This is a genomic window from Pseudomonas sp. FDAARGOS_761 (genome assembly GCF_013343155.1).
Classification (GTDB): domain Bacteria; phylum Pseudomonadota; class Gammaproteobacteria; order Pseudomonadales; family Pseudomonadaceae; genus Pseudomonas; species Pseudomonas aeruginosa.
Map to the genome: position 1 here is coordinate 5,637,499 of NZ_CP054572.1, position 14,250 is coordinate 5,651,748.

Below are 14,250 nucleotides of genomic sequence, written 5' to 3' on the forward strand. Positions count from 1 at the left end.
TACAGCTGAGTCGGCGCAGTATGGGGGCTAATTCACATGGCGAAAACACCCCCCACTCGCTGCCTGCCGGGAGAACGGGTAAGCTGGCCGTCCCCCTACACCGGATTCCGCTCGTGACCCTGGGTAACCTTTTCGTCATGCTCCTGTTGGGCGCCGCCGCAGCCTGGTGGTGGCGCGCCCATGGCGTGCGCGAGCGGGCGTTACTGCTGGCCAAACAGCATTGCGCCAAGCAGGGCGTGGAACTGCTCGACGAGAATGTCGCGCGCCGGCGCCTGCGCCTGGCCCGTGACCACCGTGGTCAGTGGCGGCTAAGCCGCGAGTTCGGTTTCGAATTCACCGTCAGCGGCGAGGAACGCTACGCCGGGCGCATCGTCATGTATGGCTATCACCTCGGCGCCATCGAATTGGCCCCGCATCGCTTCGAGGCGGCCGCCGAGGTCGACAACCCGCCGGTGCATAGCGCCGAGGTGATTCGCCTCGACGAGTGGCGGCAGTCCCGGCAGAAAAAGGTCGGCGACTGAGGCGGCAGAGCGTCAGGGCAGTATCCCGAGAGCCTTGAGACTGGCCTTGCCCAGTTCGACGCGCTTGCCGATGTCGGCCTCGCCGCCGGGCATGTCGATGTTCAGGGCGAAGCCGTAGAGCCGCTCGTTGCGCTTCACCCAGCCCACCCACCAGCCGAGTTCCGGCGTGCAGTCGAAGCACCAGCCGGTCTTGCCGTGCAGCTCCCAGCCCGGGCCGCTTTCCAGCAGGGTCATGGCGCGCACGGTGGACTGCACCGGGGCGGGGAATGGCAATTCTCCCTGCGCCAGTCGGAGCAGAAAGCGGGTCTGTTCCATCGCGCTGATCTTCAGCGGTCCCACCAACCAGAAGTTATCCACAGCCTGGCCGATTTCCGCGTTGCCGTAACCCAGGCGCGAGACATTGGCGCGCATCCGCTCCAGGCCGATGCGCCGCGCCAGTTCCTGGTAGACCGGTACGTTCGATGCCTTGATCGCGTCGCGCAGGCTCATGTCGTGCTCCCAGGCCTTGAAGCGCTGGGGTTTGCCGCCATAGGGAAGAACCTCGTCGGCGGATCTAACCGCCCCTGTGGATAAGCCGATCAGGCTGTTCGCCACCTTGTAGGTGGAAGCGGGAACGAAGCGGGTTTCCGCGCGCTCCCGGTCATGGCCGACATAGCGCTGCCGCTGCACATCGTAGAGGACGAAGGTGCCTTTCACACCGGCCGCTCCGAATAGCTTGTCCACGGCCTGGCTGTCGTTCCATTCGCTGGCCTGGGCATGCCCGGAGAGCAGGAGAAGGGCGCTGAAGAGGAGAGGGCGCATGGCTCGGTCCTGTGGGGGTCATCCTCCCTGGGACCGATGGATGAGCGCCGGATTCCCCACGGAAGGAGCGTTCATGGATTGGGCAGGAGAAAGTCGCGTACGCGTTCGGCGGCAGCGGCCGGGTCTTCCTGCATGAAGCAGTGGCCGCCGGCAACCGCGTGGGCGCTGACCTGGGGGTTGAGCGAGCACCAGCGCGCCACCGACTTGGCGACGAAAGGGTAGGTGCGGTCACCGTAGAGCACGCGGGTCGGCGTGGTGATCTTGTCCAGCGACGGCCACAGCCGCCTGGGGAAGGAGCTGAAGATCTCCGCTTCGCGGCTTGGCCGGCACTTCAGCTCGACTCCGCCGTCGCTCTCCTTCAGCGCATATTCCACGTAGGCCCACAGCGCCTCGTCGGTCCAGCCCTTGAAGATACCGCGGCCGCGCAAGCCGGCGTAGGCGGCTGCGCGATCGGGCCACTGGCTGCGGCGCAGGCGCGCCTTCTTCGCCAGGCTGCCGCGCAATTGCAGGCCGAGGGTCTCGGAAAGTGCCATCACGCCGATCATCGCCGGGGTGAACAGTACCGGGTCGAGCAGCACGGCGCGGGCGAACAGGGTGGGATGGCGGGCCAGGACGAGGCTGCTGAGGACGCCGCCGAAGCTGTGCCCGCAGGCCAGTCGCTGGACATCGCCATAGGGACCGCGCCCGGCCTCGAAGGCCTCCACCGCCATCTCGGCGTTGCGGTTCCAGCCGTGGAAGCGGCCGCCGTGGTCGCTTTCGCCATGGCCCTGGATGTCGCACAGCCAGAGGTCGAAATCCTCCGCCAACAGACGCAGCATCGGTTCGTAGGTGCGGCCGCAGAAGCCGTTGCCATGGAGGAACTGCAGCAACGGCTTGCCGCTCGGTTCGCTGCGCCAGCCGCGCAGGGTGAAACCGGCCGAGCAGGAATGGGACCAGGGGGATAGCGACATGGGCGGACTCCTCGTACGGCGCGCAGTGTAACCGGGCGCCGTGCTATCGTCGCCGCTTCCCGCCGCCGTTTCGATCCGCCGATGTCCTTGTCCCGTCCGCTGCGCCTGTTCCTGCTGTTGCTGCCGCTGCTCGGCGGCCTGCTGCTGTCCATGGACTGGGCGGGTCGCCAGGCGCGGCAGCAGGCGCTACGCGCCGAGGGCGAACAGGTGCGCAAGCAGCTGGACCTCTACGCCGGCTCGCTGCAGACCCTGATCGAACGCTTCCGCAGCCTGCCGGCGGTACTGGCGCTGGATCCGGATCTGCGCGCGGCGCTGGCCGGGCCGATCGACGGCGAGTTGCAGCAGCGCCTCAACCTCAAGCTGGAAAGCATCAACCTGGCCGCCCGCTCCTCCACCCTGGAGCTGCTCGACCGTACCGGGCTGGCCGTGGCGGCGAGCAACTGGAACCTGCCGACCAGCTACGTGGGCCACAACTACGGTTTCCGTCCCTATTTCCGCCAGACCATCGCCCAAGGCTCCGGACGTTTCTATGCGGTCGGGGTGATCAGCGGGATTCCCGGTTATTTCCTGTCCCACGCGGTGCGCGCCGAGGACGGCAGCTTCCTGGGCGCAATCGTGGTCAAGCTGGAGTTTCCCGATCTGGAACGGCAGTGGAACCAGACCCCCGACCTGGTCCTGGCCAGCGACGCCAAGGGCATCGTGTTCCTCGCCAACCACGCCGGTTGGCGCTACCGCGAACTGGAACCGCTGGATACCGTGGACCGCTTCGAACTGGCGGAGACCCGGCAATACGATCGCCAGCCCCTGACCCCCCTGCGCCACCAGACCTTGCGCAGCTACGGCGAAGACAGCCGTCTGGCGCGGGTGGAAAGCGCCGACGGCGAGAAGGACTACCTCTGGCAATCGCTGGACCTGCCCAACGACGGCTGGACCCTGCACTTGCTGCGCGACACCGCGAGCATCCAGGACGACGTCGCCACCGCGCGCCTGGCCGCCGCCGGCACCTGGCTGGCGCTGGTCTTCCTCGGCTTGTTCCTGCACCAGCGCTGGCGTATCGCCCGCCTGCGGCAACGTAGCCGGGAGGAGCTGGAGCGCCTGGTCGAGCAGCGCACCGCCGACCTGCGTACCGCGCAGGACGGCCTGGTGCAGGCGGCCAAGCTGGCCGCCCTGGGGCAGATGTCGGCGGCCCTGGCCCATGAGATCAACCAGCCGCTCACCGCCCAGCGCATGCAACTGGCCAGCCTGCGCCTGCTGCTCGACGCCGGACGCCACGACGAGGCGCGCCAGGCGTTGCCGCGCATCGACCAGATGCTCGAACGCATGGCCGCGCTCACCGGCCACCTGAAGACCTTCGCGCGCAAGAGCGCCGGCGGCCTGCGCGAGCGTATCGAGTTGGGCCACGTGGTCGAACAGGCGCAGCAGTTGTTGCTGCCGCGAATCCGCGCCGAACGGGTGGAGATCGAGCAGGCGCTGCTCTGGCCGGCCTGGGTGATGGGTGACGCGATCCGCCTGGAACAGGTGCTGGTCAACCTGCTGCGCAACGCCCTGGATGCCGTTGCCGGCCAGGAGCGGCCATGGATCCGCCTGGCCCTGCAACGGCTTGGCGGCGACTGGGTGCTGAGCGTCGCCGACAACGGCGGCGGGATTCCCGCCGAGCACCTGGGCAGCGTCTTCGATCCGTTCTTCACCACCAAGCCGGTGGGAGAGGGACTCGGCCTCGGCCTGGCGGTATCCTATGGGATCGTCCACGAACTCGGCGGCCGCCTGCAGGTCGCCAATGCCGAGGCGGGAGCGGTGTTCAGCCTGATCCTGCCGGCGGCCCCCGATGACACGAGCGTAACGACATGAGCGACCAGGTGATCTTCGTCGACGACGAAGCGACGATCCGCGAAGCGGTGCAGCAATGGCTGGAGCTGTCCGGCTTCGAGGTGCGCCTGTGCCTGCGCGCCGAGGAATGCCTGGGAGCATTGGACAAGTCCTTCGCCGGGGTGGTCATCAGCGATGTGCGCATGCCCGGCATGGACGGCCTGCAACTGCTCGCCAACCTGCAGGCGGTCGATCGCGACCTGCCGGTGATCATGGTCACCGGGCACGGCGACGTGCCGATGGCGGTGGAGGCCATGCGCCAGGGTGCCTACGACTTCATCGAGAAACCCTTCACGCCCGAGCGCCTGCTCGGCAGTTTGCGGCGCGCGCTGGAAAAGCGCCGCCTGGTGCTGGAGAACCGGCGCCTGAAGGAGCAGGCCAGTCTCAAGGACCAGGTCGATGCGCGTCTGCTCGGCGTGTCCAAGCCGATGGAAGCGTTGCGCCGGCAGGTTCTGGCCCTGGCGCCGACCCCGGTGAACGTCCTGATCCGTGGCGAGACCGGCAGCGGCAAGGAACTGGTTGCCCGCTGCCTGCACGACTTCGGGCCGCGCGCCGACAAGCCGTTCGTGGCTCTGAACTGCGCGGCGATTCCCGAGCAACTGTTCGAGAGCGAGCTGTTCGGTCATGAGAGCGGCGCCTTCACCGGCGCGCAGGGCAAGCGCATCGGCAAGCTCGAGCATGCCCATGGCGGCACCCTGTTCCTCGACGAGATCGAAAGCATGCCGTTGGCGCAGCAGGTCAAGCTGCTGCGCGTCCTGCAGGAGCAGCAACTGGAGCGGCTCGGCTCGAACCAGAGCATCCACGTCGACCTGCGGGTGATTGCCGCGACCAAGCCCGACCTGCTGGCCGAAGCACGTGCCGGACGCTTCCGCGAGGACCTGGTGTATCGCCTGAACGTCGCCGAGCTGCGCCTGCCGCCGATCCGCGAGCGTCGCGAGGACATCCCGCTGCTCTTCGAACATTTCGCCAGCGTTGCCAGCCAGCGCCTCGGCCGCGAGCCGCAGCCCGCCGCGCCGGCGGAACTGGCGCGGCTGATGGCCCACGACTGGCCTGGCAATGTACGCGAGCTGGCCAACGCCGCCGAGCGTCATGTCCTCGGCCTGGAGCGTGGGGACGCGGAGGAAGGCGGCGGCCTTACCTCGGGGCTGGCGGAACGCATGGAAGCCTTCGAGGCGGAGTGCCTGCGCCAGGCGCTCGGCCAGTGCCGCGGGGACATCAAGGCGGTGATGGAGTTGCTGCAACTGCCGCGCCGGACACTCAACGAAAAGATGCTGCGGCATGGCCTCAGCCGCAGCGATTTCGTCGGCGAAGAGCCGGCCTGAAGCAGCCCTCGCGAGGCGTCAGAGATCCTTGGCCAACTCCGTTGGCGCCTGGCGCCCGCCGCGTTGCAGCAACGCCAGGTAGACCAGCCCCACCGCGATCCAGGCCAGTCCGAGCAACTGTGCGTCGAGGCTCATGCTGTACAGCACGTAGGCGATGATCGCCAGGCCCACCAGCGGGAACAGTAGATGCCGCAACCACTGGCCGGAGCGCTGGCGGCGGTAGTAGTGGTTGATCACGCTCAGGTGCAGCAGGCAGAAGCCGGTGAGGGCACCGAAGTTCACCAGTGAGGTGAGCACGTCCGGTGCGTCGAGGAAGGCCCAGCCGATTCCCAGCGACAGCACCGCCACCAGGTACAGGCTGACGTGCGGCGTCTGGTAGCGCGGATGGACCCTGGCCAGCGCGCGCGGCAGCCTGCCGTCGCGGGCCATCGAGTAGAGCAGGCGCGAGACCGCTGCCTGCGAGGTGATCGACACGGTGACACCCCAGGCCAGCGCGGTGGCTACCGCGGTCAGCATCGACAGCCACTGGCCACCGGCCGCTTCGGCGATCTCGTAGAAGGCGGTGTCCGCCGACTTGAAGTTCATCCCGGCGGCGAGGTCGGTGGCCAGCCAGGTCTGCGCGATGAAGATGCCGCCCATGATGAACAGCGCGATCAGCGCGGCGCGGCCGATCTGTCGCGCGGGATCGCCCTTGACCTCCTCGGCGAGGGTGGAGATGGCGTCGAAGCCGAGGAACGACAGTACGGCGATCGAGGCGGCCTTCATCACCAGGCCGAGATCGAAGGCCTCCGGGCGATACAGCGGCTCGAGGGTCAGCCGGCCGTTGCCCAGGCCGCCTTCCAGCGCCTGGTAGCCGACCACCAGGAAGATCGCCAGGACCACCAGCTCTCCGATCAGGAACAACAGGTTGGCGCGGGCGGCGAAGGTGATGCCGCGCAGGTTGACCAGGGTCGCCGAGACCAGGAACAGCAGCATCCAGGCCAGCTTGGGGATCGCCGGGAACAAGTGGTTCAGCGCCAGCGCGCTGAACACATAGAGCAGCGGCGGGATCAGCAGGTAGTCGAGCAGCAGCACCCAGCCGGCGATGAAGCCGACATGGGGGTGGATGCCGCGCTGGGCGTAGGAATACACCGAGCCGGCAATCGGAAAGGCCTTGGCCATGGCTCCGTAGCTGAGGGCGGTGAAGAGCATCGCCAGCATGCCCACCAGGTAGGCCATCGGCACCATGCCGTGGGCGTCGGCATGGACCCAGCCGTAGACCCCGAACGGGGCGATGGGGATCATGAAGATCATCCCGTAGATGATCAGGTCGCTCAGGGACAGGCTGCGGCGCAGCTGTTGCCGGTATCCGAACTGTTCGATGGCCATGACGGGCTCCTCGGGAAAAGGCAGCGTATTGTCGTTATCGGCGCCGCACGCGAAGCGGGCCTCTTTCTCGTTATTGGCGACCGGCGGCGCCGGTCATCGCATCAGAGCCAGGGATACAGACGCTCGGCCCAGGCGCTCACCGCATCCGGCGTGCGCAATCCATCGTTGCGGATCTCCAGCAGCACCGCTTCCAGACCGCGTGCGTCGCCATGCACCGGAACGGTAGTGTCTTCCGCCGGGTCGATCGCATAGGGCTGGTTGCCGGCGACTTCCAGGCCGTGCCGGCGCAAACCGTCGAGGATGCGCCCGGCGTAGGCGCCGGCGTTGCGATAAAGCACCCCGGCAACCAGCGGGCGGGGTCTGCCGTGGTACACCGGGGTAAAACTGTGCACGCCGACCACGCGGGTCGGCACGCCGGCGGCCTGGCGCTCGTCGAGCAGTTGCGTCAGGCGCTGGTGGAACGGATGGAACAGGCAATCCTGGCGATAGCGGCGCACCGTCTCGGACAGCTCGCGGTTGCCGGGAACCGGGTAGATCTCGCTGTGCGGCGGAATGCTGTCGGGTGCCTCCAGCGGTCGGTTCAGGTCGATCAGCAGGCGCGAGTAGCCGGCCGCCAGCAATGGCGCGTCGAGCCGCCGGGAAAGCTCTTCGGCCAGCGCCAGGGCGCCGATATCCCAGGCGATGTGTTCTTCCGCCGCGGCCTGGGCCAGGCCGAGGCGCTGCAACTCCAGCGGGATGTGCCGGCTGGCGTGCTCGCAGACCAGGACCACCGGGCTGCGCCCTTCGGGGTTGAGCAAGCGGTAGGGAGGCAGCTGGTAGATGCCGAGTTCGGGGTTGTCAGTAAAGCTCGGCATAGTGGCGGCACAGGTCGTCGTCGGAAAGGCCCGCCGTCAGTGCCAGTTCGTGGCGCTTCATGGCGAGGTAGGTGTCCAGCAGCGGCTTTGGCAGCTCGGCGCAGAGCGTCTCGTCGCGCTGCAGGCAGTCGAGCGCATCGCCGAGGGTCGCCGGCAGGGCCTGGATGCCGCGGGCCTGGCGCTCTTCGTCGCTGAGGCCGTGCGGATCGACATCGGCCAGGGCGCGCAGCGGCAGGCGTCGTTCGATGCCCAGGCGGCCGGCGATCAGCACCGCGGCCATCGCCAGGTGCGGACAGGCGGTGGCGTCCATCGGCCGGAATTCCAGGTTGTACTGCTTGCCCAACGGCTTGCCGCCGACGCTCACCACCGGACAGATGCGCAGCGCCGCTTCGCGGTTGCGCAGTCCCAGGCAGGCGTAGGCGGCGCTCCAGTGGTGGGGTTTCAGGCGCAGGTAGGAGGCGGCGGTAGGCGCGGTCAGCGCGCACAGCGCCGGCAGGTGCGCGAGCACGCCGGCGGCCCAGTGCTCGCCGAGTTCGGAGAGATCGTTGGGTCGACCGGGCTCGTACAGCAGCGGGCTGCCGTCGGCATGTTGCAGGCTCAGGTGCAGGTGTACCCCGTTGGTCACCGCGCCGGGTGCCGGCAGCGGTGCGAAGCAGGTACGCAGGCCCATCTGCCGCGCCACTTCGCGAGTGACCTCGCGGACGTTCACCGCGCGGTCGGCGGCGGCCACGCCCTGCGCCGGGCGGCAGGTGACTTCGTACTGGCGCTGGCCGTATTCGGGGAGGAACATCTCCGGCTCGGTGCCGGCCTGGGCCAGGGCGCTGACCAGCCAGCCGGGGAACTGCCCGGCGGCACGCTGGGCCTGCAGCGAAAACGCCGCGGCCGGACGCTCGCCGGGCAGGCCGAGCAGGCTGAATTCGTGTTCGAACGCCGCGATGACCTGCAGGCCGCTGTCGCGATAGCGTTCCACCTCGGCCCGCAGCAGGCCGCGCGGGCAGGCCGGCCACGGCGTGCCGTCGGTTTCCACCAGGTTGCCGTGCAGGTAGTCGAGCGCCGGCGCAGCGGCGTCGGGACCCTGCTCGACGCGCACCCGGCTGTTCGGGTCGGGCAGCAGGCGCAGGTCGCCGTGGCTGCCCCAGGGGCTGCTCTCGTCGATCAGGTCCTGCGGGGTCAGCGAACTGTTCGCCGGTACCCAGCCGCAACCGCTGGCTAGTTGCTCTTCCAGGGTCGCCAGGGGCAGCGAGCGCCCGCGGGTGATGCCGGCCAGGTCGGTGGTGACGAAGCTGACCAGGCGTACCGGCTGCAGGCGGTTCACAGGTTGCTCCGGCCGAGGGCGGCGATGCGTTGCAGGACGGTCTCGGTGTCGCTGATCCAGCAGTAGCCCTTGATCGCTTCCAGGCAGGCCTGGTGGCGTTCCGGGGTATGGGTGGCACAGGCATCCTCGACCAGGGTGACCAGGTAGCCGCGGTCGGCGGCATCGCGCACGGCCATGTCCACGCACTGGTCGGTGACCACCCCGCAGACGATCAGGTGGCGGGTGCCGAGGTTGCGCAGTACGTAGTCGATGGCGGTGGAGTTGAAAACGCCGGAAGAGGTCTTCGGCAGCACGATCTCGTTGGCGGTCGGCTCCAGGGCGTCGATCACCCTGGCGTCCGGGCTGCCCTTGGGCAGGTGCATCTCCGACAGCTTGTGATCCAGCGAGCGGTCGCGGCCATCGGCGGTGAGGCTCTCGATGACGGTGTGCAGGACGTTCTCGTCCACTGCGCGCATGGCCCCGAGCAGGCGCTGCTGGTTGGGGATCACCTGGTTCTGCACGCGCTCGTAGAAGTAGCCGGCCGCCTGCGGATCGACGTGCGGGTCGCGCCCCGGCTCGACCCAGGCGCGCTGCATGTCGACGAACAGGATGGCGGTCTGCCGGCGGCCGAACGGCAGGTCGCGCGGCGAGTGGTGGGGCAGGCTGAACATCGGGTCATTCCTCCAGAAGATGACTGCTGAACGCGTTGCGGAGCTGGTCGATGCCCTCCAGGCGTTCGTCGAGCGGCGCGCCCATGCGCGCCACCAGGGTCGCTACCAGTGCCTCGACCTGGGCCATGGCCGGCACCAGCGAGTCGAAGGGCGAGGCGGATTCCACTGGCGAACTGACGATCAGGTCGGCGTGTTCGCGCAGCGGCGAGGCGTAGATGTCGGTGAACAGCACCAGCCGTGTGCCGCGTGCCTTGGCGGCCTGGGCCACGTGCTGGGCCTGGCTCTGGTAGCGGCGATAGTCGAACAGGACCAGCAGGTCCTGGCGGCCGAGGTCGTAGAGCTGGTCGGGGAGCAGGGCGCCGTCGTCGAGCAATCGGCATTGCGGGCGCAGCAGGCGCAGATGGGTGACCAGGTAGCCGGCGAGGAAACGGCTGAAGCGTCCGCCGTGGCAGTGCACGCGCAGGCGGCTGTCGAGCAGCCAGTCGGCGAGGCGCTGGATGTCATCGGGGCGGGTCAGGCCGAGGGTCTGTTGCAGGCTCTGGCCAGCCTGGTCGAGGTAGCGCGCCCAGGTGTCGTCGCGGCCCATCCGCTCGCGGCGTTCGGCGAGCAGGGTGCGCGGCGAGCGCAGGCGGTCGTCGACGTCGGCCAGCAGCGCTTCCTGGAAGTCGCCGTAGCCGGCGAAGCCGAGCTTTTTCACCAGGCGCATGATCGTCGGGTCGCTGACTCCGGCGTGCCGGGCCAGGCGCGTCATCGGGCCGAGGCCGAGGCGCGGGTAGTCATCGAGCAGGGCACGCACCACCTTGCGCTCCGCGGGAGTCAGTTCGGCGGGCGGGGAGGCCAGGCGTTGTTTTAGTTCTTGCATGGGGCATCCTCGAAGGTGGGTCGATTGTGTAGTGAATTTTTCAGATTGTTCAATATGTGACGGAATGTTTTTTTCACTACATTCCCCGAAAACGACCGAATGACCGCTGTCGTGGCACGGCAGGCAGACGTGCGGCCGGGCCGGAAACGAAAAAGCCCGGTCGAAGACCGGGCTTTTTCCAGGGGCGGTTACGCAGCGTGGCTCAGAACGCCGGCACCACCGCGCCTTTGTATTTCTCCTGGATGAACTGCTTGACCTCGGCGCTGTGCAGGGCCTTGGCCAGCTTCTGCATGGCGTCGCTGTCCTTGTTGTCCGGCCGCGCGACGAGGATGTTCACGTAGGGCGAGTCGCTGCCTTCGATGGCCAGCGCATCCTTGGTCGGGTTCAGCTTGGCTTCCAGGGCGTAGTTGGTATTGATCAGCGCCATGTCGACCTGGGTCAGCACGCGCGGCAGGGTCGCGGCTTCCAGTTCGCGGATCTTGATGTTCTTCGGATTGTCGACGATGTCCTTCGGCGTGGCGGTGATGCTCTTGTTGTCCTTGAGCTTGATCACCCCAGCCTTGTCCAGCAGGAGCAGGGCGCGGCCGCCGTTGGTGGCGTCGTTGGGGATCACCACGGTAGCGCCGGAAGGCAGTTCGTCGAGCTTCTTGTACTTGCTCGAGTAGGCGCCCAGCGGCTCGATGTGTACGCCGGTCACGGCGACCAGGTCGGTGCCCTTGGCCTTGTTGAACTCATCGAGGTACGGCTGGTGCTGGAAGAAGTTGGCGTCCAGGCGCTTTTCCGAGACCTGCACGTTCGGCTGCACGTAGTCGGTGAACTCCTTGACCTTCAGTTCCACGCCTTCCTTGGCCAGCAGCGGCTTGACCACATTGAGGATCTCCGCGTGCGGCACCGGGGTGGCCGCGACGGTGAGGGTCTCGGCGGCCTGGGCGGCGGTGAGGCCGAGCGCCGCGACAGCGGAGAAAGCAGCAAGCAGTTTTTTCATCTTCAACTCCTTTCGAGGTGTTCCTGGCGGCTGTGGATAACCGCGGCGCTCAGGGTTTTGGGCTTGGCCGGCAAGCTTACTTGCGCGAGAAGTGCACCACCAGCTTGTCGCCCACGGTTTGCAGAATCTGGACGAGGATCAGCAGCATCACCACGGTGACCACCATCACGTCGGTCTGGAAGCGCTGATAGCCGAAGCGGATCGCCAGGTCGCCCAGCCCGCCGGCGCCGACCACTCCGGCCATCGCGGTGTACGAGACCAGGGTGATGGCGGTGACGGTGATGGCGGCGATGATGCCCGGCCGGGCTTCCGGCAGCAGGGCGTTCCAGATGATCTGCCGGGTGCTGGCGCCCATCGCCTGGGTTGCCTCGATGATGCCCTTGTCGACCTCGCGCAGCGCGGTTTCCACCAGGCGCGCGAAGAACGGCGTGGCGCCCACCACCAGCGGCGGGATGGCCCCGGCGACGCCCAGCGAGGTACCGGTGATCAGTACGGTCAGCGGGATCATCACGATCAGCAGGATGATGAACGGCAACGAACGGAGGATGTTCACCACTAGCGAGAGCAGGGTGTAGACCGCCTTCTGCTCGAACATCTGCCGTGGCCCGGTAAGGAACAGCAGGACGCCGAGGGGCAGGCCGAGGACCACCGTGAACAGCAGCGAACCGCCGAGCATCCAGAAGGTGTCGACGCTGGCCAGCCAGATTTCGTACCAGTCGATGTTGGCGAAGCTCATGGTTTCGAAGAAGTCCATCAGCGCAGTACCTCCACATGTACGTCAGCGGCGTTCAACTGGCTCATGGCGGCTTCCAGGTCACCGCCGACCAGGGCCAGGGTCAACTGGCCGTAGGGCGTGTCCTTGATGCGGTCGATGCGTCCGGAAAGGATGCTGTAGTCGACCCCGGTCTGCCGCGCCACGGTGCCCAGCAGTGGCGCATAGGTGGCTTCGCCGCGGAAGGTCAGGCGCAGGATGAGACCCGGCACATGGGCGAAATCGTCGTGGCGCTCGTCCTCGTCGACCCGTTCGGCCTCGAACACGAAGCGGCGGGTGGTCGGGTGCTGCGGATGGAGGAAGACATCGGCGACATCGCCCTGCTCGACGATGGCGCCGCCGTCCATGACCGCGACCTGGTCGCAGACACGACGGATCACGTCCATCTCGTGGGTGATGAGGACGATGGTCAGCTTCAGCTCGCGATTGATTTCCGCCAGCAGTTGCAGGACCGAGGCGGTGGTCTGCGGATCGAGGGCGCTGGTGGCCTCGTCGCAGAGCAGGATGCTCGGCCGGCAGGCCAGGGCGCGAGCGATGCCGACGCGCTGTTTCTGTCCGCCGGAGAGCTGGGCCGGATACTTGCGCGCGTGGTCGGACAGGCCGACCCGTGCGAGCAGCTCGGAGACCCGCGCATCGACTTCGGCACGGCTGAAGCCGCCGGCCAGGCGCAGGGGCATGGCGATGTTGTCGGCGACGGTCTTCGAGGACAGCAGGTTGAAGTGCTGGAAGATCATCCCGACGCGTTGGCGGAAACGGCGCAGGCCTTCGGCGTCGAGGGCGGTGACGTCTTCGCCCTCGACCAGGATGCGGCCGCCGCTGGGCTCCTCGAGGCGGTTGATCAGGCGCAGCAGGGTGCTCTTGCCGGCACCGGAATGGCCGATCAGGCCGAAAATCTGCCCGGCCTGGATGTTCAGGCGGGTCGGTTGCAAGGCGGGGATTTCCCGACCGGCAACTCGATAGGTCTTGTGGACGTCGTGGAATTCGATCACTGGGCGAACCTTGTGGGTGCGGCGATGCTGTTACGGCTGGAGCACGGGCTTGGCGGGAAGCATGGGCGGTCAGCTAAACCGAACATTTTACCTTGCTTTCTTATGCATTATTAATATTTATTGGTGATGAAAAATCATTGAAATGGAATAAGCGTCTGGCTCGCTCCCGACAAGCGCTTTCTGCTGCGGCCGGGGCTGGACCGGCCTCAATTCCGGGGGGTAAGTATCAATCGGGTCGGCTTGTCGGCCTGTACGACATGGCTGAGATGCAGGTCGAAATCGGGTGAGAGCTTCTTCACCCGCGCCAGGAGCTGGTCGGAAACCAGCGGATAGTCGCTGTCCCGGCGCACTTCGATATGCACCCTGCAACGGTAGGCGACGACATCCGCGGCCACCGCATCGAGCACCGCACCGAGCCCGCCCTGGCCGGGGCCGTCGAGCATCGGCAGGGGCACGGCGCTGCTGGCCGCTTGCGGATCGATCAGGTGGGGAGCGCCGGGCAGCGGCTTCAGTTCGCCGTCGGGCGGCGTCTGGATGATCTGCTGCATCTGCTGCTGGGCCGCCTGCTGCATGCGTCGGGCCTGCTCGGCGCGGGCGGGATCGACCTTGGCGCGGTTGATCGCACCGTCCAGCCCGGCGGTCAGCGCCGGCGCCTTGGGCATCAGTCCGCGGGCATGGCCGAGGGCACTGGTGGCGGTGTTGAGGTCTCCTTGGCGCAGCGCGGTTTCCCCGCGCTGCATGTAGGCTTCGGCCAACTGGCGGCGGAATGCTTCGACGCGCTCGTCGCCGGCGGCTGCGCTGCGCAGGGCCAGCCATTGTTGCTCGGCCTGTTCGAGCTTGCCGGCGGCCAGGGTTTCCTGCAGTTCGGCATAGGGATCGGCGGGCTGCGCCTGGGGCGCGACCACCGGCGTCGGTTGCGACGACGCATTGCCCTGGCAGGCGCTGACCAGCAGCGCCGCCGCCAGGATGGACAGCAGGCGAAAGAAGGACGACAT

The 14,250-nt window shown here is 67.5% G+C and carries 14 protein-coding genes; 3 read left to right on the forward strand and 11 right to left on the reverse strand.

Annotated features, from left to right (window positions below):
• Positions 1 to 20 precede the first annotated feature (20 nt).
• Positions 21 to 521, forward strand: coding sequence for a DUF3301 domain-containing protein (locus FOC67_RS26280; RefSeq protein ID WP_003121391.1), 501 nt, complete (start codon positions 21 to 23; stop codon positions 519 to 521).
• A 12-nt stretch (positions 522 to 533) separates the two neighbouring features.
• Here the strand turns inward: FOC67_RS26280 and FOC67_RS26285 are convergent, their stop codons facing one another.
• Both FOC67_RS26285 and poxA read right to left on the reverse strand, forming a co-directional pair.
• Positions 534 to 1,322, reverse strand: a complete 789-nt coding sequence (locus FOC67_RS26285; protein WP_003161096.1) for an OXA-50 family oxacillin-hydrolyzing class D beta-lactamase OXA-905 — start codon at positions 1,320 to 1,322, stop codon at positions 534 to 536.
• 71 nt (positions 1,323 to 1,393) lie between these two features.
• Complete coding sequence (poxA, locus tag FOC67_RS26290; protein ID WP_009316036.1) at positions 1,394 to 2,272, reverse strand: alpha/beta hydrolase PoxA; 879 nt, start codon at positions 2,270 to 2,272, stop codon at positions 1,394 to 1,396.
• Positions 2,273 to 2,353: 81 nt separating this feature from the next.
• Between poxA and FOC67_RS26295 the strand changes: the two genes are divergently transcribed.
• Both FOC67_RS26295 and FOC67_RS26300 read left to right on the forward strand, forming a co-directional pair.
• Positions 2,354 to 4,120, forward strand: coding sequence for a sensor histidine kinase (locus FOC67_RS26295; RefSeq protein WP_003097020.1), 1,767 nt, complete (start codon positions 2,354 to 2,356; stop codon positions 4,118 to 4,120).
• Complete coding sequence (locus FOC67_RS26300; protein WP_003099712.1) at positions 4,117 to 5,460, forward strand: sigma-54 dependent transcriptional regulator; 1,344 nt, start codon at positions 4,117 to 4,119, stop codon at positions 5,458 to 5,460. The genes FOC67_RS26295 and FOC67_RS26300 overlap by 4 nt, the downstream gene beginning before the upstream one ends.
• Positions 5,461 to 5,478: 18 nt before the next feature.
• Here FOC67_RS26300 and FOC67_RS26305 read toward each other — a convergent pair whose 3' ends face one another.
• From FOC67_RS26305 to FOC67_RS26345, 9 genes are all read right to left on the reverse strand, one after another.
• Positions 5,479 to 6,828 carry an APC family permease gene (locus tag FOC67_RS26305; protein ID WP_003099715.1) on the reverse strand — a complete coding sequence of 450 codons (1,350 nt, stop codon included), beginning with the start codon at positions 6,826 to 6,828 and terminating at the stop codon, positions 5,479 to 5,481.
• Between the two features lie 101 nt (positions 6,829 to 6,929).
• Positions 6,930 to 7,598 (reverse strand): N-formylglutamate amidohydrolase, encoded by a 669-nt coding sequence (locus tag FOC67_RS26310; protein WP_083842355.1) that lies wholly within the window; start codon positions 7,596 to 7,598, stop codon positions 6,930 to 6,932.
• Positions 7,599 to 7,665: 67 nt separating this feature from the next.
• Positions 7,666 to 8,997: a glutamine synthetase family protein gene (locus FOC67_RS26315; RefSeq protein ID WP_009316034.1), complete on the reverse strand. Its 1,332-nt coding sequence runs from the start codon at positions 8,995 to 8,997 to the stop codon at positions 7,666 to 7,668.
• Positions 8,994 to 9,647, reverse strand: coding sequence for an isochorismatase family cysteine hydrolase (locus FOC67_RS26320; protein WP_003097010.1), 654 nt, complete (start codon positions 9,645 to 9,647; stop codon positions 8,994 to 8,996). Before FOC67_RS26320 ends, FOC67_RS26315 begins: the two co-directional genes overlap by 4 nt.
• A 4-nt stretch (positions 9,648 to 9,651) precedes the next feature.
• On the reverse strand, positions 9,652 to 10,509 hold the full coding sequence (gene qapR, locus FOC67_RS26325) for a transcriptional repressor QapR (RefSeq protein WP_003097009.1): 858 nt from the start codon (positions 10,507 to 10,509) through the stop codon (positions 9,652 to 9,654).
• Positions 10,510 to 10,711: 202 nt separating this feature from the next.
• Positions 10,712 to 11,494, reverse strand: coding sequence for a MetQ/NlpA family ABC transporter substrate-binding protein (locus FOC67_RS26330; RefSeq protein WP_009316033.1), 783 nt, complete (start codon positions 11,492 to 11,494; stop codon positions 10,712 to 10,714).
• Between the two features lie 76 nt (positions 11,495 to 11,570).
• Positions 11,571 to 12,248, reverse strand: coding sequence for a methionine ABC transporter permease (locus tag FOC67_RS26335; RefSeq protein ID WP_003097004.1), 678 nt, complete (start codon positions 12,246 to 12,248; stop codon positions 11,571 to 11,573).
• A complete protein-coding gene (locus FOC67_RS26340) occupies positions 12,248 to 13,255 on the reverse strand; it encodes a methionine ABC transporter ATP-binding protein (RefSeq protein WP_003097002.1) in 1,008 nt (335 codons plus the stop codon). The genes FOC67_RS26335 and FOC67_RS26340 overlap by 1 nt, the downstream gene beginning before the upstream one ends.
• A 206-nt stretch (positions 13,256 to 13,461) precedes the next feature.
• Positions 13,462 to 14,250 carry a PA5502 family lipoprotein gene (locus tag FOC67_RS26345; protein ID WP_083842354.1) on the reverse strand — a complete coding sequence of 263 codons (789 nt, stop codon included), beginning with the start codon at positions 14,248 to 14,250 and terminating at the stop codon, positions 13,462 to 13,464.

Bases quoted from the DNA above. Each gene is read 5' to 3' on its own strand.
- poxA (WP_009316036.1), bottom strand. From the start codon at position 2,272: ATGTCGCTATCCCCCTGGTCCCATTCCTGCTCGGCCGGTTTCACCCTG.
- FOC67_RS26330 (WP_009316033.1), bottom strand. From the start codon at position 11,494: ATGAAAAAACTGCTTGCTGCTTTCTCCGCTGTCGCGGCGCTCGGCCTC.
- FOC67_RS26300 (WP_003099712.1), top strand. From the start codon at position 4,117: ATGAGCGACCAGGTGATCTTCGTCGACGACGAAGCGACGATCCGCGAA.
- FOC67_RS26295 (WP_003097020.1), top strand. From the start codon at position 2,354: ATGTCCTTGTCCCGTCCGCTGCGCCTGTTCCTGCTGTTGCTGCCGCTG.
- qapR (WP_003097009.1), bottom strand. From the start codon at position 10,509: ATGCAAGAACTAAAACAACGCCTGGCCTCCCCGCCCGCCGAACTGACT.
- FOC67_RS26280 (WP_003121391.1), top strand. From the start codon at position 21: ATGGGGGCTAATTCACATGGCGAAAACACCCCCCACTCGCTGCCTGCC.
- FOC67_RS26305 (WP_003099715.1), bottom strand. From the start codon at position 6,828: ATGGCCATCGAACAGTTCGGATACCGGCAACAGCTGCGCCGCAGCCTG.
- FOC67_RS26345 (WP_083842354.1), bottom strand. From the start codon at position 14,250: ATGTCGTCCTTCTTTCGCCTGCTGTCCATCCTGGCGGCGGCGCTGCTG.
- FOC67_RS26335 (WP_003097004.1), bottom strand. From the start codon at position 12,248: ATGGACTTCTTCGAAACCATGAGCTTCGCCAACATCGACTGGTACGAA.
- FOC67_RS26320 (WP_003097010.1), bottom strand. From the start codon at position 9,647: ATGTTCAGCCTGCCCCACCACTCGCCGCGCGACCTGCCGTTCGGCCGC.
- FOC67_RS26285 (WP_003161096.1), bottom strand. From the start codon at position 1,322: ATGCGCCCTCTCCTCTTCAGCGCCCTTCTCCTGCTCTCCGGGCATGCC.